22 protein-coding genes and 1 rRNA gene are annotated in these 22,173 nt (G+C 69.4%); 9 read left to right on the forward strand and 14 right to left on the reverse strand.

The annotated features are described in order from the left end of the window. The 4 genes from AOM45_RS08330 to AOM45_RS08345 form a co-directional block, all read right to left on the reverse strand. A 16S ribosomal RNA gene (locus AOM45_RS08330) occupies nt 1-817 on the reverse strand; the annotation flags it as partial. A gap of 389 nt (nt 818-1,206) precedes the next feature. Further along, complete coding sequence (locus tag AOM45_RS08335; RefSeq protein WP_030464809.1) at nt 1,207-2,334, reverse strand: sensor histidine kinase; 1,128 nt, start codon at nt 2,332-2,334, stop codon at nt 1,207-1,209. Nucleotides 2,335-2,338: 4 nt separating this feature from the next. Next, nucleotides 2,339-3,022, reverse strand: a complete 684-nt coding sequence (locus tag AOM45_RS08340) for a response regulator transcription factor (protein WP_030464810.1) — start codon at nt 3,020-3,022, stop codon at nt 2,339-2,341. A gap of 64 nt (nt 3,023-3,086) precedes the next feature. Then, nucleotides 3,087-3,527 carry a MarR family winged helix-turn-helix transcriptional regulator gene (locus AOM45_RS08345; protein ID WP_030464811.1) on the reverse strand — a complete coding sequence of 147 codons (441 nt, stop codon included), beginning with the start codon at nt 3,525-3,527 and terminating at the stop codon, nt 3,087-3,089. 87 nt (nt 3,528-3,614) lie between these two features. Here AOM45_RS08345 and AOM45_RS08350 point away from each other — a divergent pair, with 87 nt between their 5' ends. Beyond that, a complete protein-coding gene (locus AOM45_RS08350) occupies nt 3,615-4,040 on the forward strand; it encodes a nuclear transport factor 2 family protein (RefSeq protein WP_030464812.1) in 426 nt (141 codons plus the stop codon). On the opposite strand, the gene AOM45_RS08355 is transcribed toward AOM45_RS08350, so the two are convergent. The 4 genes from AOM45_RS08355 to AOM45_RS08370 all read right to left on the reverse strand — a co-directional run bounded on the left by AOM45_RS08355 (nt 4,041) and on the right by AOM45_RS08370 (nt 10,050). Continuing rightward, nucleotides 4,041-4,745, reverse strand: coding sequence for a slipin family protein (locus AOM45_RS08355; protein ID WP_156093522.1), 705 nt, complete (start codon nt 4,743-4,745; stop codon nt 4,041-4,043). Between the two features lie 165 nt (nt 4,746-4,910). Continuing rightward, a complete protein-coding gene (gene dxs / locus AOM45_RS08360; protein ID WP_030464814.1) occupies nt 4,911-6,815 on the reverse strand; it encodes a 1-deoxy-D-xylulose-5-phosphate synthase in 1,905 nt (634 codons plus the stop codon). A gap of 62 nt (nt 6,816-6,877) precedes the next feature. Beyond that, a complete protein-coding gene (locus AOM45_RS08365; protein ID WP_030464815.1) occupies nt 6,878-8,068 on the reverse strand; it encodes a class I SAM-dependent RNA methyltransferase in 1,191 nt (396 codons plus the stop codon). Continuing rightward, nucleotides 8,065-10,050: an APC family permease gene (locus AOM45_RS08370; RefSeq protein ID WP_030464816.1), complete on the reverse strand. Its 1,986-nt coding sequence runs from the start codon at nt 10,048-10,050 to the stop codon at nt 8,065-8,067. The genes AOM45_RS08365 and AOM45_RS08370 overlap by 4 nt, the downstream gene beginning before the upstream one ends. Nucleotides 10,051-10,132: 82 nt before the next feature. Here AOM45_RS08370 and AOM45_RS08375 point away from each other — a divergent pair, with 82 nt between their 5' ends. Beyond that, complete coding sequence (locus AOM45_RS08375) at nt 10,133-10,795, forward strand: potassium channel family protein (RefSeq protein WP_030464817.1); 663 nt, start codon at nt 10,133-10,135, stop codon at nt 10,793-10,795. Further along, the gene (locus AOM45_RS08380; RefSeq protein ID WP_030464818.1) at nt 10,795-11,451 is read left to right on the forward strand and encodes a potassium channel family protein; all 657 of its coding nucleotides are present in this window, start codon (nt 10,795-10,797) and stop codon (nt 11,449-11,451) included. Before AOM45_RS08375 ends, AOM45_RS08380 begins: the two co-directional genes overlap by 1 nt. Here AOM45_RS08380 and AOM45_RS08385 read toward each other — a convergent pair. Next, a complete protein-coding gene (locus AOM45_RS08385; RefSeq protein ID WP_030464819.1) occupies nt 11,448-11,948 on the reverse strand; it encodes an RICIN domain-containing protein in 501 nt (166 codons plus the stop codon). The two genes, AOM45_RS08380 and AOM45_RS08385, sit on opposite strands and share 4 nt — an antisense overlap. A gap of 77 nt (nt 11,949-12,025) precedes the next feature. Here AOM45_RS08385 and AOM45_RS08390 point away from each other — a divergent pair, with 77 nt between their 5' ends. Genes AOM45_RS08390 through AOM45_RS08400 form a run of 3 tightly spaced genes read left to right on the forward strand, consistent with a single transcriptional unit; the run spans nt 12,026 to nt 17,181 of the window. Then, nucleotides 12,026-14,584, forward strand: coding sequence for an AAA family ATPase (locus tag AOM45_RS08390; protein WP_030464820.1), 2,559 nt, complete (start codon nt 12,026-12,028; stop codon nt 14,582-14,584). 51 nt (nt 14,585-14,635) lie between these two features. Beyond that, on the forward strand, nt 14,636-15,598 hold the full coding sequence (locus AOM45_RS08395; RefSeq protein WP_030464821.1) for an AAA family ATPase: 963 nt from the start codon (nt 14,636-14,638) through the stop codon (nt 15,596-15,598). Then, nucleotides 15,598-17,181 carry a helix-turn-helix transcriptional regulator gene (locus AOM45_RS08400; protein WP_156093523.1) on the forward strand — a complete coding sequence of 528 codons (1,584 nt, stop codon included), beginning with the start codon at nt 15,598-15,600 and terminating at the stop codon, nt 17,179-17,181. The genes AOM45_RS08395 and AOM45_RS08400 overlap by 1 nt, the downstream gene beginning before the upstream one ends. A 53-nt stretch (nt 17,182-17,234) precedes the next feature. Here the strand turns inward: AOM45_RS08400 and AOM45_RS08405 are convergent, their stop codons facing one another. Both AOM45_RS08405 and AOM45_RS08410 read right to left on the reverse strand, forming a co-directional pair. After that, complete coding sequence (locus AOM45_RS08405) at nt 17,235-17,987, reverse strand: DUF3159 domain-containing protein (protein ID WP_081901779.1); 753 nt, start codon at nt 17,985-17,987, stop codon at nt 17,235-17,237. Further along, entirely contained in the window at nt 17,984-18,364 is a 381-nt protein-coding gene (locus AOM45_RS08410; RefSeq protein WP_030464824.1) for an OB-fold nucleic acid binding domain-containing protein, read from the reverse strand. The genes AOM45_RS08405 and AOM45_RS08410 overlap by 4 nt, the downstream gene beginning before the upstream one ends. Before the next feature lie 69 nt (nt 18,365-18,433). Here AOM45_RS08410 and AOM45_RS08415 point away from each other — a divergent pair, with 69 nt between their 5' ends. Beyond that, nucleotides 18,434-19,102, forward strand: coding sequence for an alpha/beta fold hydrolase (locus AOM45_RS08415; protein ID WP_030464825.1), 669 nt, complete (start codon nt 18,434-18,436; stop codon nt 19,100-19,102). On the opposite strand, the gene AOM45_RS08420 is transcribed toward AOM45_RS08415, so the two are convergent. Together AOM45_RS08420 and dut are read right to left on the reverse strand one after the other, a co-directional pair. Then, entirely contained in the window at nt 19,099-19,713 is a 615-nt protein-coding gene (locus AOM45_RS08420; protein WP_030464826.1) for a DUF3710 domain-containing protein, read from the reverse strand. The genes AOM45_RS08415 and AOM45_RS08420 overlap by 4 nt on opposite strands. Nucleotides 19,714-19,716: 3 nt before the next feature. After that, nucleotides 19,717-20,190 carry a dUTP diphosphatase gene (gene dut, locus AOM45_RS08425; RefSeq protein ID WP_030464827.1) on the reverse strand — a complete coding sequence of 158 codons (474 nt, stop codon included), beginning with the start codon at nt 20,188-20,190 and terminating at the stop codon, nt 19,717-19,719. Nucleotides 20,191-20,214: 24 nt separating this feature from the next. Here dut and AOM45_RS08430 point away from each other — a divergent pair, with 24 nt between their 5' ends. Beyond that, on the forward strand, nt 20,215-20,676 hold the full coding sequence (locus tag AOM45_RS08430) for a DUF3093 domain-containing protein (RefSeq protein ID WP_030464828.1): 462 nt from the start codon (nt 20,215-20,217) through the stop codon (nt 20,674-20,676). A 60-nt stretch (nt 20,677-20,736) separates the two neighbouring features. On the opposite strand, the gene AOM45_RS08435 is transcribed toward AOM45_RS08430, so the two are convergent. After that, nucleotides 20,737-21,036 (reverse strand): DUF4193 domain-containing protein, encoded by a 300-nt coding sequence (locus AOM45_RS08435; protein ID WP_030464829.1) that lies wholly within the window; start codon nt 21,034-21,036, stop codon nt 20,737-20,739. 421 nt (nt 21,037-21,457) lie between these two features. On the opposite strand from AOM45_RS08435, the gene cei reads away from it, so the two are divergent. Continuing rightward, nucleotides 21,458-22,168 (forward strand): envelope integrity protein Cei, encoded by a 711-nt coding sequence (gene cei / locus AOM45_RS08440; protein ID WP_030464830.1) that lies wholly within the window; start codon nt 21,458-21,460, stop codon nt 22,166-22,168. Nucleotides 22,169-22,173: the final 5 nt, after the last annotated feature.

Below are 22,173 nucleotides of genomic sequence, written 5' to 3' on the forward strand. Positions count from 1 at the left end.
TGGAAGTCCCCCACACCTAGCACCCACCGTTTACGGCGTGGACTACCAGGGTATCTAATCCTGTTCGCTCCCCACGCTTTCGCTCCTCAGCGTCAGTATCGGCCCAGAGACCCGCCTTCGCCACCGGTGTTCCTCCTGATATCTGCGCATTTCACCGCTACACCAGGAATTCCAGTCTCCCCTGCCGAACTCAAGTCTGCCCGTATCGACCGCAGGCTCGGGGTTAAGCCCCAAGTTTTCACGGCCGACGCGACAAACCGCCTACGAGCTCTTTACGCCCAATAATTCCGGACAACGCTCGCACCCTACGTATTACCGCGGCTGCTGGCACGTAGTTAGCCGGTGCTTCTTCTGCAGGTACCGTCACTTGCGCTTCGTCCCTGCTGAAAGAGGTTTACAACCCGAAGGCCGTCATCCCTCACGCGGCGTCGCTGCATCAGGCTTTCGCCCATTGTGCAATATTCCCCACTGCTGCCTCCCGTAGGAGTCTGGGCCGTGTCTCAGTCCCAGTGTGGCCGGTCACCCTCTCAGGCCGGCTACCCGTCGTCGCCTTGGTAGGCCATTACCCCACCAACAAGCTGATAGGCCGCGGGTCCATCCCATACCGCCGGAACTTTCCACCCTCAAAGATGCCTTCAAGGGTCGTATCCGGTATTAGACCTCGTTTCCAAGGCTTATCCCAGAGTACAGGGCAGGTTACCCACGTGTTACTCACCCGTTCGCCGCTCGTGTACCCCGAAGGGCCTTACCGCTCGACTTGCATGTGTTAAGCACGCCGCCAGCGTTCGTCCTGAGCCAGGATCAAACTCTCCAATAAGGATCGTTGTGATCGCTCCAGACGGAATATGTCTGGCAATCTGGTCTATCTACTCAAAGGAACACTCCTGACGAGGAGTATTCATATTACTGGCTGTGTTTCGGCACGCTGTTGAGTTCTCAAAGAACACGCGCTCACCGCAGCTCTTCTCCGAGGAGAGTCACTTCCGGGGCTGTGTCAAGCTAAGAAGTTTTGTCGCCGCGCTCCGTTCCGGTGTTTCCCGGCCCGTTCCGCGCTGGCAGAGAGAAATTTACACGGGCGCCCACCAACATCCAAATCGGGGGTCCCGCACCGCGTAACCGCAGGTCAGCCACCACGCGGACGGCCCAAACCCGCCAAGATCGACGCACAGTGTGACCGGGACCACGCCGACAATCTTGGATCTGCCGCTAGCGGGGTGCGCTCGGCAGGTGCACCGTCACCGACAGACCACCGGTCGGCACGGCCACTGCCTGCGCAAACCCTCCGTGCGCGGCCACCGCGGCCCGCACGATCGAGAGGCCCAGACCGGTACCGGAGTGGCTCGTGCGGTCCTTGCCCCCGCGCCGGAACGGTTCGAACAGCTCCTCGACGCGGTCCGGCGGGATCAGCTGACCCGACGACGACACCCGCACGACGGACCACTGCGGCCCGGTCTCCACCACGGTCTCGATCCACCCGCCGACGTGGTTGTGCCGAACGGCGTTCTCCAGCAGGTTCCCCGCGATGCGCTCCAGCAGGGCGGGATCCCCGACCGCGAGCGCCGGCGCGCACCGGAACACCGTGCGCAGGTTGCGCGCCTCGGCCTCCGCCCGCACGGCCTTCCACGCGGACTCCACGACAGCCGACAGGTCGACCGGCTCACGCACCGCGAGCCCGATTCCGTCCGTGCGCGCGAGCAGCAGCAGCGCGGACACCAACTGTTCCGCGCGCTCCCCCGCCGCGCGCACGACGCCGGCCATGCGTCGCAGCTCTTCCACGTCTGCGTCCGGATCGGACAGAGTCACGTCCAGCTCCGTGCGCACCACCGAGAGAGGAGTGCGCAGTTCGTGCGATGCGTTCGCCACGAACCGGCGTTGCGAGTCGAAGGCCGCCTCCAGCCGGTCGAGCATCGCGTCGAACGTGTCCGCGAGGTCCGCGACCTCGTCACGCGGCCCCTCCAAGCGCAGCCGCGACCCCAGCGACTCCGCCGACAACCGGCGCGCGGCACCCGTGACGTCGTGCAACGGCTTCAGCACCCGGCCGGTGAACGTCCACGCCAGCACCGCGGCGGCCAGCACCATGCACGCGAACGCGATCAGCCCGGCGCGGAGCAGGTCCTCACGCGCGGCCTGCGTCAACGCGTTCGTCAGCACCGTCACGTCGACGTTGACCCCGTCGACGGTGACCTGGCTCCCGGACGGGAACGAGGGCGAGGAGTCGAAGACCCGCCCGACCAGCGTCCACCCCAGGAAGAGCAGCACAGCACTCACCACCGCGACGAGCGCGGTGGTGAGGAGCGTGATCCGGAGACGCAGTCCGGGTCCGCGCCTGCGCATGGGGCTAGTCCTCAGCAGGTCCGATCGAAGCGCTGGGCACCCGGTAGCCGGAGCCCACGACGGTGTCGATGATGCCCGGCTCACCGAGCTTCTTGCGCAACGTCATGACCGTGACGCGCACGGTCGTGGTGAACGGGTCGGCGTTCTCGTCCCACACCCGCTCGAGCAGCTCCTCGCTGCTGACGACCGAGCCCTTCGCCGCGAGCAGGACCTCCAGCACGCCGAATTCCTTGCGGGTGAGCTCGATCGGCTGCCCGCCGCGCGACACCGTCCGCCGCGCCGGGTCCAGTTCGACGTCCTGCGCGGACAGCACCGGAGGCGTCGCGGGCGTCGCACGCCGGGCCAACGCCCGTACGCGCGCGACCAGCTCGGGGAACGCGAACGGCTTCGCGAGGTAGTCGTCCGCGCCCAGCGACAACCCGGCGACGCGGTCCTCGATCGTCCCGCTCGCCGTCAGCATCATGACCCTGGTGAGCGCGCCGGAGCTGAGGATCTCCTTGCACAGCTCGTCACCGGACATCCCCGGCAGGTCGCGGTCGAGCACAACCACGTCGTACCGCGTGACGGTCGACTTCTCGTGCCCGGTCTCGCCGTCGTACGCGACGTCCACGGCCATGCCTTCACGCCTCAGGCCGCGAGCGATCGCGTCGGCCAGAGGCGCCTCGTCCTCGACTACCAGAATCCGCACGCGTCAAAGGTGCCACATTCACCTGAGACGACGCTTAACGGCACCTTCACGCGGCCTGTCGGCCTCAACCGCGCTGGTGGTGCGTGAGCAGAACGCCGAGCAGCCGCGTCAGGGTCTGCCGCTCCTGCGCCGAGAGAGGTCCGAGCAGATCGTCCTGCGCCTGGTCGAGCGCCCGGTCGAGCCGGCACAACTGCGTCCTGCCGAGCTCGGTGACCATCACCATGTTGCGCCTGCGGTCCTTCGGGTCCTGCGTGCGTTCGACGAAACCCTTCTCCTCCAGCTCGGTCACCGCCGCCACGACGTCGCTGCGGTCCATGTTGCAGCGGCGGCCGAGCTCGGCCTGGCTCGCGACACCGAACTCGTCCAGCGCGGCCAGGACGCGGTAGTGGTAGCCGCGCGCCCCCGCCTCGACGAAGCCCTCGGAGGCCAGCCGGTGGGCGTGCACGGCGAGCTGGGTGAGCAGCCAGCTCGGCTTGTCAGCCAGGCGTGCGGGGGTGTCTTCCATGAACGTCATCCTAAGTCGTTGGCGCGGCCAACGATGATGTGTATGTTGGTGGCGCCAACGTTGGCGCCACCAACATAGGGGGATCACATGTCCGCGCAGTCCGTGTCCGCAGGAGTCCTGCTGGACCGCATCGAGATCACCGACCTGTTCAGCCGGCTCAACCGCCTGCTCGACGAGAAGCGGTGGGACGACGCGCACACCGTCTTCGACCACGACATCTCGGTGTCGTCGCCACGCAACGGCGAGCTCAACGGCATCGACGAACTCGTCGCCGTCATGCGGAAGGCCGAGAACCCGGACGAGCTCACCCAGCACGTGACCACGGACCTGCTGGTGGATCTCGACGGCGACAAGGCCACCACGTCGGCGAACTCGGTGACCTACTTCTTCCGCGCGGGCCAGGCTCCCCACCGGACCGCCGGCCTGCGCCTCGACGGCGTCGTCGTCAGGACGTCCTCCGGCTGGCGGCTGAGCGAGTCCCGGACCACCCTCGTGTGGCTGAACAAGGACTGATCAGGACCTGCGGGCGGGCCGGTCCACCACGACGGTCGACGCGGCCTGCAACGCGCGGAGCTCCAGCAACGCCGGGTGCTCCTCCGCCAGCCGGGCCGCGTTCAGCAACGACCGCAGCGCCGCGGTCTCGCCGCGGGCCCGCTCCAGCGCCGCACGTCCCTCCGAGGCCGCCACCAGCTCGGCCAGGGCGGCCCGCCGCAGCTCACCGGGCATGACGACGTCCCGGACGGCCACGTCGGAGACCAACACACCGAGCTCAGCCGCCCGCACCGCCACGCCCTCGTGCACCTCGGCAGCGATCGCCTCGCGCTCGGCATCGACAGCCGAGTGCGCGCGCGTAAGCACCGCACCGCGCAATGCGAGCTGCACGGCCGTGTAGAGCTCAGCCTCAGGACCAGCAGACGCCAGGACGAAGGTCGTCGCCGACGACACGGCCCACCGCACAACAACGGTCACGCGGACGAGCACACCGTCGGACGTCGGCACGTCCTGCGCGGCGGGAGTCATCGTGCGTGGACGGACATCGACGCGGTGCAGCACGACGCGCCGCGGGAACTTGTGCTGTCCGGGCTCCACCTCACCCACCAGCACGCCGCGATCGAACCGAACACCCCGCTCCCACGGGTACAACGTGTGCTTCATCGTCTCCACCGTCTCCAGGTAGACCACGACCCCGGTCGGCGGAACGTCGAGGCGGGAGTCCACAAGGGACTCGCAAAGCCCGACATCCCCGTGTGCGACCGGGGTCGTGGCGCTCAGGGATCGAACCTGAATGCTTCTGAGGCACCCAACACCCGCCTTGAGCGCGGAACCCGGACAGGAAGTCCTGCCGGGTCGCTTCGGCGGGCGCGAGACGGAAGGGTAGCCGAACTACTTGTCCGCGGGCGCGTCGATTTCGACCGGCAGGCACTCCAGCCGCGCGGCCCACTCCGTGACGCGCCGTGCGACGTCCTGCGCGGTGATGCCGCACAACGCCAGCACCTCACCGCGCGAGCCGTGGTCGTGGAACTGCTGCGGCAACGCGATGTCGCGCAACGGCACCTCGACGTCGGCGTCGCGCAGTGCGGCCGCGAGAGCCGAACCGAAGCCACCGTGCCGGCCACCGTCCTCGACGGTCACGACGAGCTTGTGCGACGCTGCCATCTCCACGAGGTCGGAAGACATCGGGTAGATCCACCGCGGGTCGACGACCGTCACGCCTATGCCCTGGTCCTCCAGCCGTTGCGCGGATTCGAGCCCGAGCTCACCCAACGCACCGATGGTCACCAACAGCACGTCGTTGCCCGACCGCCGAAGCACGTCAACGGAACCGACGCGCTCAAGAGCGGGCAGGTCCGCGCCGACCGAAGCCTTCGGATAGCGGATGACCGACGGCGCGTCCGAGATCGCCACGGCCTCGCGCAGTTCCTCGGCGAGCGTGCCCGCGTCACGCGGCGCCGCCACGTGCACGCCGGGGATGACGCCGAGGATCGACATGTCCCACATGCCGTGGTGCGACGCGCCGTCCGGGCCGGTGACACCCGCGCGGTCGAGCACGACCGTGACGCCCTGCTTGTGCAGCGCCACGTCCATCAGCAGCTGGTCGAACGCCCGGTTCAGGAACGTCGCGTAGACGGCCACGACCGGGTGCAGACCGCCGATCGCCAGGCCGGCGGCGGAGGTCAGCGCGTGCTGCTCGGCGATGCCGACGTCGAAGAAGCGCTCCGGGAACGCCTTGGCGAACGCGTCCAGGCCGGTCGGGCCCTGCATCGCGGCGGTGATCGCCACGACGTCGGAGCGCTCGCGGCCGATCTCGACCAGCGAGTCGGAGAACACGTGGGTCCAGGTGCGGCTGGACGGCTTCAGGTCCTCGCCGGTGATCGGGTCGATGACGCCGGTGGCGTGCATCTGGTCGGCCTCGTGGTTCTCGGCCGGCGCGAACCCCATGCCCTTGCGGGTGACGGCGTGCACGATGACCGGTCCGCCGAACGCCTTGGCGCGCTGCAGAGCGGACTCGAGCGTCGCCATGTCGTGGCCGTCGACCGGGCCGATGTACTTGAGGCCGAGGTCCTCGAACATCGCCTGCGGCGCCAGCGCGTCCTTGATGCCGCGCTTGGCGGCGTGCAGGGCGGCGTAGAGGGGCTTGCCGAAGATCGGCGTCTGCTGCAGCGCGCTCTTGCCCCTCTCCAGCACGCGCTCGTAGCCGGGACGCAGGCGCAGCGACGACAGGTGGTCCGCGAGACCACCGATCGTCGGCGAGTATGAGCGGCCGTTGTCGTTGACCACGATCACGACCGGACGCGTCTTGTCCGCCGCGATGTTGTTCAACGCCTCCCAGCACATGCCGCCGGTCAGCGCGCCGTCACCGACGACAGCGACCACGTGGCCGTGCGCACCGTTGATCTGCTTCGCCTTCGCCAGGCCGTCGGCGTAGGACAGCGCCGTCGAGGCGTGCGAGCTCTCCTGCACGTCGTGCTCGGACTCCGACCGCGACGGGTAACCGGACATCCCGCCCTGCTGGCGCAGCCGGTCGAAGCCGTCGCGGCGACCCGTGACGATCTTGTGGACGTACGACTGGTGACCGGTGTCGAAGACGATCGGGTCCTGCGGCGAGTCGAACACGCGGTGCAGCGCGACGGTCAGCTCGACGACACCCAGGTTCGGGCCCAGGTGCCCGCCCGTCTTGGACACCTTGTCGACCAGGAAACGACGGATCTCCCCGCACAGCTGCTTCAGCTGCGCCTCGTCCATCCGTTTCAGATCAGCTGGTCCGTGCACGGACTCCAGCAGGGTCACCACGCCCACCTCACTCCTGAAGACTTCGGCCCAGTCTACGGAGACTCGCCTGAGACGATTTGTCACCTCGTCTCAGGTACGAGCAGGGCGATGCACTCCACGTGATGCGTCATGGGGAACGCGTCGAACGCCCGCAGGTCCTCCAGCCGGTAGCCCTGAACTGTGAATTCGGCCAGGTCACGAGCCAGCGCGGCGGGGTCGCAGGCCACGTAGACGACCCGTTCGGGACGGCGTCGTGCGACTTCAGCCACAACGACCTTGCCCGCACCCTTGCGTGGCGGGTCGAGCACCACGACATGAGGGTCCTCAACGGGCAGTTTGCGCGTCACTGCTCGCTCCACCTTGTCCACCACCCACTCGACCTGGGACATGCGGCGAAGGTTGCGGCGACCGTCCTCCACGGCACCCGCGAAGGACTCGACGACCAGCACCGATCCGGTCTCGCCAACCTGCCGTGCGAGCACCGAAGCGAAGAGGCCCGCACCGCCGTAGAGGTCCCACGCGCGTTGGCCCGGTTCGGCCGCGATCCACTCCCCCACGACGGTCGCGAACGTGTCCGCGGCCGCCGGGTGCACCTGCCAGAAGCCGTCGGCCGAAATTCGCCACTTCCGGTGAGCGGCGGTCTCCACGGCCGTACCGGATCCGGCGCGTCGCACGGTGTGTCGGCCACGCACCTCACCCACATGACGGTTGCCGTCACCGTCCTGGACGATGGTCAGCTCCTGGGCTCGCCACCGACGGTCAGCGACCGCCTCGACCATGCCCGGCCGGGAGATCACACAGTGGTCGACCGGGATCACTTCGTGGGAACGCGTGCCGCGGAAACCCGGCCTGCCCTCGCTGTCGACGGCCATCCGGATCCTGGTCCGCCACTCCAGCGGGCCACCCGGCAGAGCCTCCACGACGACGTCACGTTCGATCTTGCCCAGGCGCGCGAGCTGCTCGCGGACGACCTGGGCCTTCAGCTCCCGCTGCGCGTCCCACGACACGTGCTGGAAGTCGCAGCCACCGCACATCCCCGGCCCGCTGAACGGGCACGGCGGCTCGACGCGGTCCGGTGACGGCTGAAGAACCTCCACCGCGTCCGCACGGCAGAAGGACCCGCCGTTGTCCTCGTACACCGACGCGATGACGCGTTCGCCAGGCAGTGCGTGACGCACGAACAGAACGCGCCCCTCGTGCCGTGCAACGAAGTGCCCACCGTGTGCAACTGATCCGACTTCTACTTCGAACTTCTCGCCAACCCAGCTCATCGGTCGTCAAGTCCCCTTCGGACGGCGCCGGGCGCGATGACGTCCTTGTCGCGGACCTTCGTCGACGACGCCAGCTGCCACGGCACGCTGGTGACCATCACTCCCGGCTGGAACAGCAGCCTTCCCTTGAGCCGCAACGCGCTCTGGTTGTGCAGCAGCTGCTCCCACCAGTGACCGACGACGTACTCGGGGATGAACACGGTGACGACGTCGCGCGGGTTGTCGGACTTCACGCGCTTCACGTAGTCGAGGACGGGCCGGGTGATCTCGCGGTACGGCGACTCGATCACCTTCAGCGGGATCTTGAAGTTCTCCTTCTCCCACTGCACGACGAGCTTGCGGGTGTCGCCGTCGTCGACGTTGACCGTGACGGCCTCCAGCACGTCCGGGCGTGTGGCCTTGGCGTAGGACAACGCGCGCAACGTCGGCATGTGCAGTTTGGACACGAGCACCATCGCGTGGTTGCGCGCCGGCATCGTGCGCACGCGCTCCTGCTGGCGCAGTTCCTCGGCGACGGTGTCGTAGTGCTTGCGGATCGCCGTCATCAACGCGTAGATGGCGGCCATCGCGGCGATGGCGATCCACGCGCCCTTGGTGAACTTGGTGATCAGCACGATGATCAGCACGGTCGCGGTCATGACGAGACCGAACGTGTTGATCGCCTGCGAGCGGCGCATCCGGGTGCGCGCCTGGGCGTCGGTCTCGGTCTTGAGCAGCCGCTGCCAGTGCTTGATCATGCCGAGCTGGCTCAGCGTGAACGACACGAACACACCGACGATGTAGAGCTGGATGAGCCGCGTGACCTCGGCGTCGAAGGCGATCACCAGCACGACCGCGAAGCCCGCCAGGAACAGGATGCCGTTGGAGAACGCGAGCCGGTCGCCGCGGGTGTGCAGCTGGCGCGGCAGGTAGCGGTCCTGGGCGAGGATCGAGCCGAGCACCGGGAAGCCGTTGAACGCGGTGTTCGCGGCGAGCACCAGGATCAGCGCGGTGACGCCCGCGATGAAGAAGAAGCCGGGCGGAAAGTTGTCGAAGACGGCGTGCGCGACCTGCGCCACCATCGTCTTCTGCTCGTAGTCCTTCGGCGCGTTCGTGATCTGGTCGGCGGGGAACTCGGCCATCCGCACGTCGGTCAGCTGCGCGAGCACGATCAGGCCCATCAGCATGGTCACCGAGATGGTGCCCATCATCAGCAGCGTGGTGGCCGCGTTGCGCGACTTCGGCTTGCGGAACGCGGGCACGCCGTTGCTGATCGCCTCGACACCGGTGAGCGCGGCGCACCCGGACGAGAACGCCCTCAGCACCAGGAACACGAACGCGAGGCCCATGAGGTGGTCCTGCTCGGCGTGGATCTCGAAGCCGGAGCTCTCCGCGCGCATCTCGTCACCGAGCACGAACCCGCGGAACAGGCCCCAGGCGATCAGGGCCATGATGCCGATCATGAACGCGTAGGTCGGTACCGCGAACGCGCTGCCGGACTCGCGGATGCCGCGCAGGTTGATCGCCGTGAGGATGACGATCGCGGACACCGCGAACAGAGCCTTGTGCGTCGCGACGAACGGGATGGCCGACCCGATGTTCGCCATCGCCGCCGAGATCGACACCGCGACCGTGAGGATGTAGTCGACGAGCAGGGCGCTCGCCACGGTGAGCCCTGCTCTGCGGCCCAGGTTGACGGTCGCGACCTCGTAGTCGCCGCCGCCTGACGGGTAGGCGTGCACGTTCTGCCGGTAGCTGGCGACGACTGTCAACATGACCACGACGACGGCGACGCCCACCCACGGCGCCAGCGCGTAGGCGCTCAGCCCCGCCACCGACAACATCAGGAAGATCTCCTCCGGCGCGTACGCGACCGACGACATGGCGTCGGAGGCGAACACCGGGAGGGCTATTCGTTTGGGCAGCAGGGTGTGAGCGAGGCGATCACTGCGGAACGGCCGTCCGACCAGGAGGCGTTTGGCAGCGGTGGCGAGCTTGGACACGGCCAGAGCGTAAGGGGTCCGCTCACCGGGACGGGCTAATGCTCGGTAGGTTCTGCGCAGAGTTCGCCTGAGGAGGCATGTCGTGCACGTGGTGATCATGGGATGTGGCCGGGTGGGAGCCTCCCTGGCCAGGGCCCTCGAGCGGCTCGACCACCAGGTGGCCGTGATCGACAAGGATGCGCAGTCGTTCCGCAGGCTGGGCAGCGACTTCCACGGCCAGCAGGTCGTCGGCAACGGTTTCGACCGCAATGTCCTGATCGAGGCTGGCGTCGAGCGCGCCGGAGCGTTCGCGGCGGTCTCCAGCGGCGACAACTCGAACATCATCTCGGCGCGCGTGGCGCGGGAGACGTTCGGCGTCGAGCACGTCGTCGCCCGCATCTACGACCACAAGCGCGCCGCCGTGTACGAGCGGCTGGGCATCCCGACGGTGGCGACCGTGCCGTGGTCGACCGACCGGTTCCTGCGGATGCTGCTGCCCGAGGGCGCGGCGACCGCGTGGCGCGACCCGTCCGGCACCGTCGCGGTGCTGCCGATCGAGGTCGACGAGACGTGGGTCGGCCGTCCCGTGTTCGAGCTCGAAGGGGCCATCGGCGCCCGCGTGGCGTTCCTGATGCGGTTCGGCACGGGTGTGCTGCCGGACGCCAAGACCGTCGTGCAGGCCGACGACACCATCTACGTGGCGGCGCTGTCCGGCACGATCACCGACGTCGCGGCGGCGGCGCTGCAGGCACCGGAGGAGAGCTGATGCGGGTCGCGATCGCTGGCGCGGGCGCGGTGGGGCGGTCCATCGCGCAGGAGCTCGTGTCCGACGGGCACCAGGTGATGCTGATCGAGCGGGACCGGGCGCACTTCGACCCGAACTCGGTCGAGCAGGCGGAGTGGGTTCAGGCCGACGCGTGCGAGCTGTCCTCTTTGGAGGACGCCGGCATGCAGCTGTGCGACGTGGTGATCGCCGCGACCGGTGACGACAAGGTCAACCTCGTGGTGTCGCTTCTGGCCAAGACGGAGTTCGCGGTACGTCGCGTCGTCGCGCGCGTGAACGACCCCACGAACGAATGGCTCTTCACCGAGTCGTGGGGCGTCGACGTCGCCGTGTCGACGCCACGGCTGCTCGCCGCGATGGTCGAGGAGTCCGTGACGATCGGTGACGTCGTGCGGCTGCTGACGTTGCGGCAGGGGCAGGCGAACCTCGTCGAAATCACCCTCGACGAGTCGACGCCGTTCGCCGGCCGTGCCGTCTCGGAGCTCACGCTGCCCCGCGACGCCGCGCTGGTGACGATCCTGCGCGGCGGACGGGTCATCGTGCCGCAGCCGGACGACACGCTCGAGGGCGGCGACGAGCTGTTGTTCGTCACGACCGCCGCCGTCGAGCAGGACATCAAGACCGCACTCGGCTATTAGGGGGCGTTCCAGTACTGGTTGCCGCCGCCGTGGCAGTCCCACAGCTGCACGGAGGCGCCCTGCCACCAGTTCGCGCCCGCGATCTCGACGCACCGGTTGCCGGACATCCACGACCGGATCCGGCCGATCTCGTAGCTGTACGAGGCGGGGCGGTAGAAGAGCTGGTGGGCGGGACTGTTCGGCTGGCAGTCGTACATCTGCAGGTGGGCGCCGTTGTCACCGTTGCCCCAGGCGGCGGTGAGGCATCTGCCGCCGTCGGCGTTGCGCAGCCGCAGCCCGTCCCAGTACCAGCGCTGGGTCGGCGCGTTCTGGCAGTCGACCATGATGATCCCGGCGCCGTTCTGACCGGTGGCCGCGGTCATGCACCGGTTGTTGAACCGCGACGAGATCTGGAACGTCGTCTGCGCCTCCGCCGAGGAGGACGTCGTGACGAGGACGCCGCCAGCGACGAGCGTCAGTGCTGCCATGAACGTTGCCTTGCGCTTGAGAAGGTTCATGGCGATACGACGCTGCGCGCGCACGGCCTGATACGCCCTGAAGGTATCTGCGCTGCGGAAGCGAGCACTTACCAGCTGTGAGCGATCAGCTGCCCCTGGTCGGGCGCGAGAGTGAACTGCGGGCGGCGCTGCGGGCGCTTTCCGCGGACGGTGCGGTGCTGCTGTCCGGCCCTCCCGGCGTCGGCAAGACACGCCTGGCGGCCGAGACTCTCGCCGCCGTGCCTCAGCCGGTGGTGCGGTGCTACGCCACGGTCGCCACCTCGCGGATTCCTCTCGGCGCGATCGCCTCGCACGTCCCGGCCGACCTGCCCGCCTCGCAAGGGGCGTCGCTTCTGCCGTTGTCCTCCGTACGTGCCGCTGCCGAACATCTCTCTCGTGGCGGGCGACGGGTGTTGTCGATCGATGACGCACATCTGCTCGATGACGCGTCGTTGTTGGTGTTGCAGCACGTTGTGCGCCACAGGCTGACGAGGGTCATCTGCACGGCGCGGCCCGGCTGGGGTCTGGAAGGACTGACGGTCGTCAGCGTCGACGCACTCGACCAGGAACGCGCGGACCAGTTGCTCACGACGGCGCTCGGCGGGCCTGCCGACGCCTCGACGCGGCACCTCGTGTGGGCCAACAGCCAGGGCAACCCGTTGTACCTCAAGGAACTCGTCGCGGCGGGGGTGCACTCGGGCGCGCTCACCGCGACCCAGGGCGGCTGGAGCTGGAACGGGCCGCTGGAGCTGTCCGGCAGGCTCGCCGAGCTCGTCGACCTGACGCTGGGACGGCTCGCGGAACCGCAACGGCGGGCGCTGGAGCTGCTGTCGTACGGCGAGCCGCTCGAACCCGAGCTGATGCCGATCCCGCGGGAGCTCGTGGACATGGGGTTCGTGCGCATCGGTGACGACGGTCGCGCGCGCGTCGCCCATCCGCTCTACAGCGCGCGCCTGCGTGCGACGTGCCCCACGTTGAGAGCGCGCGCACACCGAAGAGCGTTGGCCGACCGGCTCGAAGCAGGAGGCGCGGACCGGCCCGGCGACGCGGTGCGGGTCGCGACGTGGCGCCTCGACAGCGGCACGGCGGAGTCGCCCGACGTGCTCGCACGGGCCGCCGAACAGGCGCTGTCGGCCCAGGACTGGGAGCTCGCGGAACGATTGTCGCGTGCGGCGGTGGCGCGCGGGGCCACGTCCCGCGTCGGGCTCGTGCTCGGGCTGGTGCTCATGTACCAGCGGCAGTGCGCCCAGGCCGAGGAGGTGCTCGCCGAGACCATGGCGGCGGGCGGCGAGGCCCTCACGTTGATCCAGGTCGGCTGCACGCGCGCGTTCAACCTGTTCTTCGGCCTCGGCGACGAGGAAGCCGCGGTAGCGGTGCTGGACGAGGTCACCGCGCGGGAGCTGCCGCCGGAGCTGGAGCACGCGGTGCTGTTCTTCGCGCTGACGTTCGCGCTGGAGGCCGCGCCGCTGCCGATCGCGCGGCTCGGCGGGGAGCTGCTGATCGCCGAGGGCGGCTGGGCGGCGACGGCGGGACGGCAGGTGCTGGCGTTCGCCGACCAGTTCGCCGGCCGCTACACCGAGGCCATCGCGCGCATCGAGGACAACCACGACGCGGTCCTCGCGACGGCGGGGCGGTTCCCGTCGCTGGCGAACGCGGCGAACGGCGTGCGCAACGAGAGCATCCTGCGCTGCGGTGACCTGGCTCAGGCGGAGAAGCGGGCCGCGCAGGCGCTGGCCGAGGTGATCGAGGAGGGTCGCTGGTCGGTGACGCAGGTGCCGCCGCGGGTGCTGCTGAGCCAGAGCGCGCGGTTGCGCGGACAGGCCGCCGCCGCCGTGCGGATCACCGCGGAGGGCGTTCCCGAGTTCGACGGCAGGCCGAACTCGCGGCCGATGATGTGGGACGTGCTGCTGCTGGCCGAGTTCGCCGCCGGTGCCGCGTTGCACGGGCAGTCCGAACGTGCGGAACGGGCGCTGGCGCGTGCCGAGGCCGGGTTGCGGCCCGCGTGGCGCATCGCGCAGTTCGCCGTAGGCGCCGCACGGCCGTGGGTGCTCGCCGGTGCGGGACGGGTCAACGAGGCGATGCAGGCCGCTCTGGACAACGCCGCTGCCGCGCGTGCACACGGCGCGCACTCCGAGGAGATCGTGTCGCTGCACGACGCGGCACGGTTCGGTGCGGACACCTCGCCACGGCTGCTGGAGCTCGCGAAGTCCCGCAGAGATCCGTTGACGACGGCGTGCGCTTCACACGCGCAGGCGCGCGCGTTGCGTGACGCGGCAGGCCTGGAGGAGGTGGCGGCGGCGTTCACCGTGTGTGGGGCGACGTTGTACGCGGCCGAGGCGCTCGCGGAGGCCAGCAGGTTGTCGCGGCTGCACGACCGGCCCCGTGAGGCGGACCGGCTGGAGCGGCAGGCTTCGGCTCTCGCGGAGTCGTTCGACGGCGCGACCACACCCGGTCTGGTCGTGACGAGCACGCTCGCCGCGTTGACACCACGTCAGCTGGAGATCGCGCGTCTGGCCGTGGCGGGCCTGACGAACGTGGAGATCGCCGAACGGCTCGCCATCGCCAAACGCACCGTGGACAACCACCTGCACACGACGTACGCGGCGGTGGGTGTGACCGGACGAAGTGGGCTGCGCGCGCTTTTCGGCCACGCCTGACCGCGCTAATCGATGTGCGCGGAATCCCGCGTCTTCGGCACACTGCGAGGTGTGTGGCCGTTCGTGGGCAGGGGGCGTGAGCTCGAGGACGTGATGTCCGCGCTCACCGAACCCGACGGGAAGGGCGCCGCGCTCGTCGGGGCCGCCGGTGTGGGCAAAACCCGGCTCACGGACGAAGTCGTGACACGGCTTGAGCAGACTAGTGTCACCGTGCGGCGCTGCTACGCGACCGTGGCGACGTCGTCGATCCCGTTCGGAGCGCTGGCCGCGATGCTGCCCGCCGACATGCGCACGGCGAACCCGCTCGGTCGCGCCGTTGAACACCTTCTGGCCGAACCGCAGCCGTTGACAATCGTGGTGGACGACGCGCATCTGCTCGATGACGCCTCCATCGGGTTGTTGCACCACATGATCCGCAATGGGCACGCACGGGTGCTGGTCACCTCACGGCCGAGTGAACGTTCCGAGCTGTGGCAGGAAGGGCTGCTGACGCGTTATCCGCTCGGCGACCTGTCCCGCGCCGAGTCCGACCTGGTGCTGGAACGGGCGCTGGAAGGTCCGGTGGACACGCGCACGGCGGCGTTGCTGTGGTCGGGCAGCACCGGAAACCCCTTGTACCTCAGGGAACTCGTCGTGTCCGGTCGTGCCGTCGGGTCGTTGCGCGCAGCCGAGGGCATCTGGTCGTGGCACGGCGCGATCGAGCTCGGCGGACGGCTCGGGGAGCTCGTGCAGGAGAACCTCGGCCGGTTGGAGCCGTCGCACCGGCACGCCCTGGAGCTGCTCGCCTACTCCGAACCAGTGGAGCTCGACCTGCTGGCGTCGCTGGTGCAGGAGGAGTCGCTGGACGACCTCGAGACACGGGCGTTGATCCTCGTCGAGTCGTCGGGACGCCGTACGGTCCGTTGTACGGCAGCCTGCTTCGTGGGACGTGTCCTGAACTGCGCGCGCAATCGCACCAACGCGCGTTGGCCGCCGGCCTGGAGGCGACGGGCGCACGCCGCCGTGAGGATCTGATGCGCATCGCCACGTGGCGGCTGGACGGCGGCTCGCCGATCTCGCTGGACCTCTTGGCCGCGGCGGCCGAACAGGCGTGGGCGGCGCGGGACGTGACACTCGCCGAACGCCTGTGCCGCGCGGCCGTCGACGCGGGCGGGCTGAGCCGAGTCGGGCACGTGTTCGGCCAGGTGCTGATGCACGGCCGCGCGCCGGACCAGGCCGAGGCGACGCTGGCGGACGTGATGAGCGGCCCGTTGTCGGCGGAGGACCTGAGCCGCCTGGGCGCCACCAGGTCCATGAACCTCCACTTCGGACTCGGCGACGCGGACGCCGCCGTCGCGGTGCTCGACGCCGTCGACGTTCCCGGGCTCCCGGAGGACCTGCGGGACTGGCTGGCCGTGGTCAGGACCCTGGAGGAGGCCCAGTACCGTCCCGCGGCCGAAGTCCTGGAAGACACCTATCGGCCCGTGGCGCCGCATCTGTCCGTCCACATGCGACGCACCAGGGCGTTGTGCCTCGTGCACGCCGGCCGGTTCCGCGAAAGCCTGGAGGAGATCGCGGGCTACGAGGCCGAGGAGCTGGCGTCGAGCGACGAACCTCAGGAGCCGGACGACGGCGCGCTGCGCATGCGTTGCTTCGCACTGGCGTTCAGCGGCCGGCTCGCCGAGGCGGAAACCCTCGCGCTGACGATGTACAACAGGTCGTTCGACGAGTTGGCCTTCACGGGCGCGACGTCGCTCTACAGCGTGTTGTCCTTCTGCGCGCGCTTGCGCGGCCACGGTGCACAGGCCCTGCGATTCGCGCGTGAGGGCAGTCCGAAGACGCCGGACAACCCGCTGATCTTCGACGCGATCGCGCTCGCGAACCTGGCCGCTTCCGCGGCCCTGTGCGGTGACGGCGACCTCGCACAGGAGGCCCTCGCCCGCGGTGAGAAGGCCCGCCGCCCTGCCTGGCAGCTGACCGGCGTGACCGTGTCGGTGGCCCGGTCGTGGGTGCTCGCCGGCACGGGCGACGTCCAGGCCGCCGCGGACGCCGCGATGGCCGCCGCCGACGAGTGCGCCGAACTGGGCGTGCACAGCAGCGAGGCCGGGGCCCTGCACGACGCCGCCCGCTTCGGCGTCGACACGTCCCTGCGCCTGGCGGCCCTCACGTCGGCCATGGACGACCCGCTGACCGCGGCCTACGCGGCACACGCGACCGCTCTCGCGCACGCCGCACCGACCGTCCTGGAGGCGGTGGCGACGGATTTCCTGCGTCTGGGCGCCACCCTGTACGCGGCCGAGGCGCTGGCCTCCGCCGCCCGGCTGCACCGCGCGCAGGACAACGCTCGCGCGGCCTCCCAGGCCTCGGCGCGCCAGGCCCTGCTGATGCGCGACTTCGACGGCGCCCGCACGCCCGCCCTGCACGTGGACGGCCTGACCCACCTGACCCGGCGCCAGGCCGAGGTGGCGAGGCTCGCGACGTCCGGACTCACCAACCAGCAGATCGCGCAGAAGCTCCACACGTCCAAGCGCACGGTCGACAACCACCTGCACGCGATCTACGGCGTGCTCGGGGTGACCGGGCGGGACGAACTGCGCACGGCACTCGGCCCGTCCTGACGTCGAACGGCCGGCGCCTCCGAGGAGACACCGGCCGTCGAAGCGGAGCAGGATCAGTCGCGGGACTTGTCGCGCGACTCGGTCTCGACGACGCGCTTGAGCTCGTCCATGTCCGGGGTCAGCAGGTCGTCGGCGGTACGGGCCAGCACCTCTTCCGCGCTCGCCTCGGCCGCGCGGGCTTCCTCAGCGGCCTTGAGGCGCTTGTCGGCCCGGCGGACCGCCCAGACGGTGGCCAGCAGGGCGATGGCCATCAGCGGATAGCCCATCGCGAGGCGGGCCACCGCGAGCCAGCCGACCTGGTCCTCGTCGTAGAGCCAGCGCTGGACCACGAAGCGGGCGAAGAAGACCAGGGCCCACACGAAGGTCGCGATGTCGTAGTCGCGGACCGAGGCCTTGTCGCTGCGCCAGGAGCGGTCCCTGCCGTTGAGGAACGTCCAGATCACGCCGGCGAGCGGCCAGCGCACGATGATCGACAGCAGGAACGCGCTGCCGTAGACGACGCTCTGCCAGATGCCGAAGAGGAAGAAGCCCTTGGCCTCGCCCGTCTTGTAGGCGATGAACGCCGCGACGCCCACGCCGAAGACGGCGGAGATCGCGGGTTGGACCGTGCCCTTGCGCACCGCCAGGATCACACCGATGACGACGGCGGCGGCGAGCGAGCTGATGATCGCGGCCATCAGGTTCTTGGCGGCGAAGTTGACGATCACGAAGACGAGGACGGGCAGCGACGAGTAGAGCATTCCGCTCACGCCGCCCATCTGCTCGAGGACGGTGGGCTGCTTTTCTTCGGTCTCAGCTGAAGTCATGAAGCGTTCTGCAACTCGTAATAGGGGTTGTAGAGCACCTTGCGCCCGTCGCGCACGGCGATGCGGCCACGGGCCTTGATCGTCCGACCAGGCTCGATTCCCGCGATGCGACGGCGGCCGAGCCAGACGAGGGTCACGCCCTCGGTGCCGTCGTAGAGCTCAGCTTCCAGGGTGGCGGCCGCGTCACGGGGGCAGAGCTCCACGCTGCGGAGCCTGCCGAGGACGGTGACCTCCTCACCGGACTTGCAGTCGCAGGCCTTCACCGCGCCGACGGCCTCCGCTTTTCGCGAGAGGTCGTCCGCGTCGAGCTCGGCGACGTCGCTGGTCAAGCGACGCACCAAGCGGCGCCAATAGCCGCTCATCCCCGACTCCTGCATTGCTCAAGTGGCCCCGTGGTGTGGACCGTCTGTGAGTGAGGGTACGCACGAGGGCCGACAATCTCGGGCGTGCCTGCCGAGACCGTCGTCCTTCTGCCCGGAACCGCCTCCGACGAGGTTTTTGTCCGTTCCGTGTTCGCCGAGCCGTTGTCGCAGGTCGGCGCTGTTTTCACCGCTCCACGTGTTCGCACACTCAGTGAACGGTTGACGGCGCTCGAAAATGCCTTCCGAGGCCACCCGATCGTGGTGGGCGGTGTCTCACTGGGCGCGCACGTCGCGGCCACGTGGGCCGTGCGGAACCCGGACAGGTGCGCGGGGCTGATCCTCGCGCTGCCCGCGTGGACCGGAGCACCGCACCGGGCACCCGCGGCGCTCGCGGCCAAGGTGAGCGCGGGCGTCGTCCGCGACGAAGGCCTCGCGACCGCGCTCTCCGGCACGACCGGCTGGCTGCACGACGAGCTGTCCAGGGCGTGGCACGGCTACGGCGACCAGCTCGTGCCGCACCTCGAAGAAGCCTCGGAGTCGCTCGCCCCGACGCTCGACGAGCTGAAGACGGTGAACGTGCCGACGGGAATCGTCGGGTGCACCGATGACCCGGTGCACCCGATCGAGGTCGCTCGGGCATGGGCGGAAGCCATCCCACGCGCCGTGCTCGTCACCACGACGCTCGACGCCTACCCGCGCGCACTGGGGCGCGCGGTGCAGGCGTGGCAGCAGGCGCGTCAGGAGATGGCTTAACCCTGCTGCTCGATGTGGCGGGCGATCGCTTCCGGCAGCTCGACCGGCAGCGGGGTGCGGGGCGGCATCGGCTGGTCACCGCGCACGACGACGGTGCCGCGCAGCATCTCGCGCAACGCCTCGGAGTTCTGCGCGAAGTGCTCCTCCGGACCGGCCGCGACACCGCGCAGCATCCAGCGCGGGCCGTCGACGCCGACGAAGAGGATCTGCACGCCCTGATTGCGCGCGGTGATCTCCTCGCCCCACTCGCCGTTCTCGCGGTTGATGCGGGCGCCGTCCTCCTTGAGGCCGGCGATCAGCTCGGCGCCGACCTCCTTCCAGAGGCCACCCGACTTCGGCGCGGCGAACGCGCTGACCGTCAGCTGCCCCACGGACGTGAGGACGTGCACCGCGCGCACGGCACCGCTCTGCTGGTCCATCTCGACCTGCAGCTGGGCCTCGTCCGGCATCGGCAGCTGCACCGATCCCAGGTCGAGGCGCTGCACGTCGTCGCGGGGCGCCACGGTGGAGTCCCACGGACCTTCGACGTCGTCGAACACCTCGTCGTGCTCCGGACCGGTGTCGACCGCCCCCGCGGAGTGACGACCGCGCTTGCGGCGCCTTCCGAACATGCCTTAACCCTCCGTCTGCGTGCTGGCGAGCACCACGTGCCCGCCCGTCGAGCCATAGCCTCCCGCACCGCGTTCCGTTTCCGGCAACTCGGCGACCTCGCGGAACACCGCGTGCTCGACGCGTTGCACGACGAGCTGGGCGATCCGGTCGCCGCGCGACAGCACGATCGGCTCACGGAGATCATGGTTCACGAGGCAAACGCGGATCTCACCGCGGTAGCCGGAGTCGATCGTGCCGGGCGTGTTGACCACGCTGAGCCCCGCCCGTGCGGCCAGTCCGGAACGGGGGTGCACGAAGCCCGCGAACCCGTCCGGCAGCGCGATCGCGACACCGGTGCCGACCACGGCGCGCTCGCCTGGTGGAATGACCACGTCCGACGTGGTGACCAGATCGGCGCCCGCGTCGCCGGGACGGGCGTAGGCGGGCACGGGAACCCCCGGATCGAGCCGGGTCAGCAACACCTCGACGCTGGACACGGCGGCCGAGATTACCCTGACGACGTGAGTGAGACTGCCGTGACCGCCACTACGACCTTCCGCGAACGCCTGTACGTGACGTGGTGGATCTGGCCGCTGCCGCTGCTGGCGGCGGGGCTGCTGGCCGCCGAGGTGCACATGGGCTTCCCCGGTGTGCGTTCCTGGCTGCCGTACGTGATCCTGCTGCCGCTGACGCTCGCGCTGATCGTGCGGATGGGGTCCACGAAGGTGGAGGTGGCCGACGGTGAGCTGAGGGCGGGCGACGCCCACATCCCGCTCGAGCTGCTCGGCGAGGTCGAGATCATCGCACCGGAGAACCGGCGCAAGGCGATGGGCCCCGAGCTGGACCCGGCCGCGTTCGTCGTGCACCGGGGCTGGGTCAAGCCGCTCGTGCGGGTGCGGGTGAACGACCCGGAGGACCCGACGCCCTACTGGGTGGTCAGCACGCGGCACCCGGAGGAGCTCGCCGCGGCGATCAAGTCCTGAAAGACACAACTGGGCGCCACCCGTGCGGGTGAGCGCCCAGTTCTTTCTGGCGGACTTGGATCAGGCGCAGTCGCGGCAGATGTACACGCCGTTGTTGTCCTCGGCGAGCCTGCTGCGGTGGTGCACCAGGAAGCACTTCGAACACGTGAACTCGTCGGCCTGCTTGGGCAGGACCTTGAACGTGAGCTCCTCGCCGGAAAGGTCGGCACCGGGGAGCTCGAAGTTCTCCGCGCTCGCGTCCTCGTCGACGTCCACGACGCCGGACTGCGTCTCGTTCCGCCGGGCCTTCAACTCCTCGAGGGAGTCCTCAGCGAGTTCGTCCGCCTCGCTGCGACGCGGCGCGTCGTAGTCGGTCGCCATCTTCTTCACCCCTGCGGTCTACGGAGACTGTTCGTGTCGCTGGTTAACGCTCCAGCGCCCTCTTTTGTGCCCCACGTCAAGGTGACGTAGGTCTCTCACACTCGGTGGCAAGCCAACCCCCTAGACGTGACCGTCGGCTTGATCCACATGTCGGCGGAGCGCGCAGAGGGTAGCTCATTGTCCGAGTGCCTCGGCATCGGGTTACCCCTTACCGACCGGACGGGTGACACAACCTTTCTACGCAGGACCGATACCCTGTGCGGGAGCGTGTTGACCCCGGCGTGCAACCTGGCGCCGGGCCGGTACCGTCCTGACTGTGAGCAATCAGGCCGGTGCGTTGGGTCACGCCCGCCAGGGGGCGCGTCAGCTGGGCAGGGCCTAGGCTGATCACAGGGGACGGAACACGGGGAGGGCTTCGGACGTGGGACCCGCATCGGGAAGCTTGACGCCCTACAAGCGGCGTCGGCCCGTGCCCGCGCTCGTGCTGTTCGCGGTGCTGTTGGTCAGTTCCGTGTTCGTTTGGGTGAAGGTGCTCGGCAACGCAGGCGACGTGGACGCGGCCATCAAGTGCAACGCGCCCGGCCACTCGACCACCGCGGCCGACCCCGCCGCCGCCACACCGACGGCCCCGCCCCCGGCGCTGGGCACCGTCCTGGAGCACGACGCGCTGGACCGCACCAACCCGGTGCCGGTGGGCGAGGTCAACTTCAAGGTCGTGAACGCCTCGACGCAGCGCAACCACGCCAAGGCCGTCGCCACGATGTTCACCGAGCTGGGTCTCAAGCAGGTGGCCGACCCCGGCAACGACCTGATCTACCCGGCGGGCGACATGAACTGCCGCGGCCAGATCCGCTTCGGTGCCCCCGGCGCACCGGCGGCCAGGACGTTGTCGCTGCTGGAACCGTGCCTGGAGCTCGTGCGCGACGACCGCCAGGACGCCACCGTCGACATCGCGATCGGCAAGAAGTTCGACGAGGTCAAGCCGAACAGCGACGCCCGCAAGGTGCTCGACCAGCTCAAGGAGTGGGCCGAGCAGCAGCCGGAGCAGCAGGGCGGCCAGGTCGCGGCAGCCGCCCCGCCGACGCTGAACGCGGACAACCTGGCCGGCGCGCGCGACGTGACCTGCGGCTGACCGCT

This window comes from Lentzea aerocolonigenes (assembly GCF_000974445.1).
Classification (GTDB): domain Bacteria; phylum Actinomycetota; class Actinomycetes; order Mycobacteriales; family Pseudonocardiaceae; genus Lentzea; species Lentzea aerocolonigenes.

Bases quoted from the DNA above. Each gene is read 5' to 3' on its own strand.
- AOM45_RS08345 (WP_030464811.1), bottom strand. From the start codon at position 3,527: ATGGAAGACACCCCCGCACGCCTGGCTGACAAGCCGAGCTGGCTGCTC.
- AOM45_RS08380 (WP_030464818.1), top strand. From the start codon at position 10,795: ATGCGGGTCGCGATCGCTGGCGCGGGCGCGGTGGGGCGGTCCATCGCG.
- AOM45_RS08400 (WP_156093523.1), top strand. From the start codon at position 15,598: ATGCGCATCGCCACGTGGCGGCTGGACGGCGGCTCGCCGATCTCGCTG.
- AOM45_RS08420 (WP_030464826.1), bottom strand. From the start codon at position 19,713: ATGTTCGGAAGGCGCCGCAAGCGCGGTCGTCACTCCGCGGGGGCGGTC.
- AOM45_RS08365 (WP_030464815.1), bottom strand. From the start codon at position 8,068: ATGAGCTGGGTTGGCGAGAAGTTCGAAGTAGAAGTCGGATCAGTTGCA.
- AOM45_RS08350 (WP_030464812.1), top strand. From the start codon at position 3,615: ATGTCCGCGCAGTCCGTGTCCGCAGGAGTCCTGCTGGACCGCATCGAG.
- AOM45_RS08435 (WP_030464829.1), bottom strand. From the start codon at position 21,036: ATGGCGACCGACTACGACGCGCCGCGTCGCAGCGAGGCGGACGAACTC.
- AOM45_RS08405 (WP_081901779.1), bottom strand. From the start codon at position 17,987: ATGACTTCAGCTGAGACCGAAGAAAAGCAGCCCACCGTCCTCGAGCAG.
- AOM45_RS08335 (WP_030464809.1), bottom strand. From the start codon at position 2,334: ATGCGCAGGCGCGGACCCGGACTGCGTCTCCGGATCACGCTCCTCACC.
- AOM45_RS08385 (WP_030464819.1), bottom strand. From the start codon at position 11,948: ATGAACCTTCTCAAGCGCAAGGCAACGTTCATGGCAGCACTGACGCTC.
- AOM45_RS08410 (WP_030464824.1), bottom strand. From the start codon at position 18,364: ATGCAGGAGTCGGGGATGAGCGGCTATTGGCGCCGCTTGGTGCGTCGC.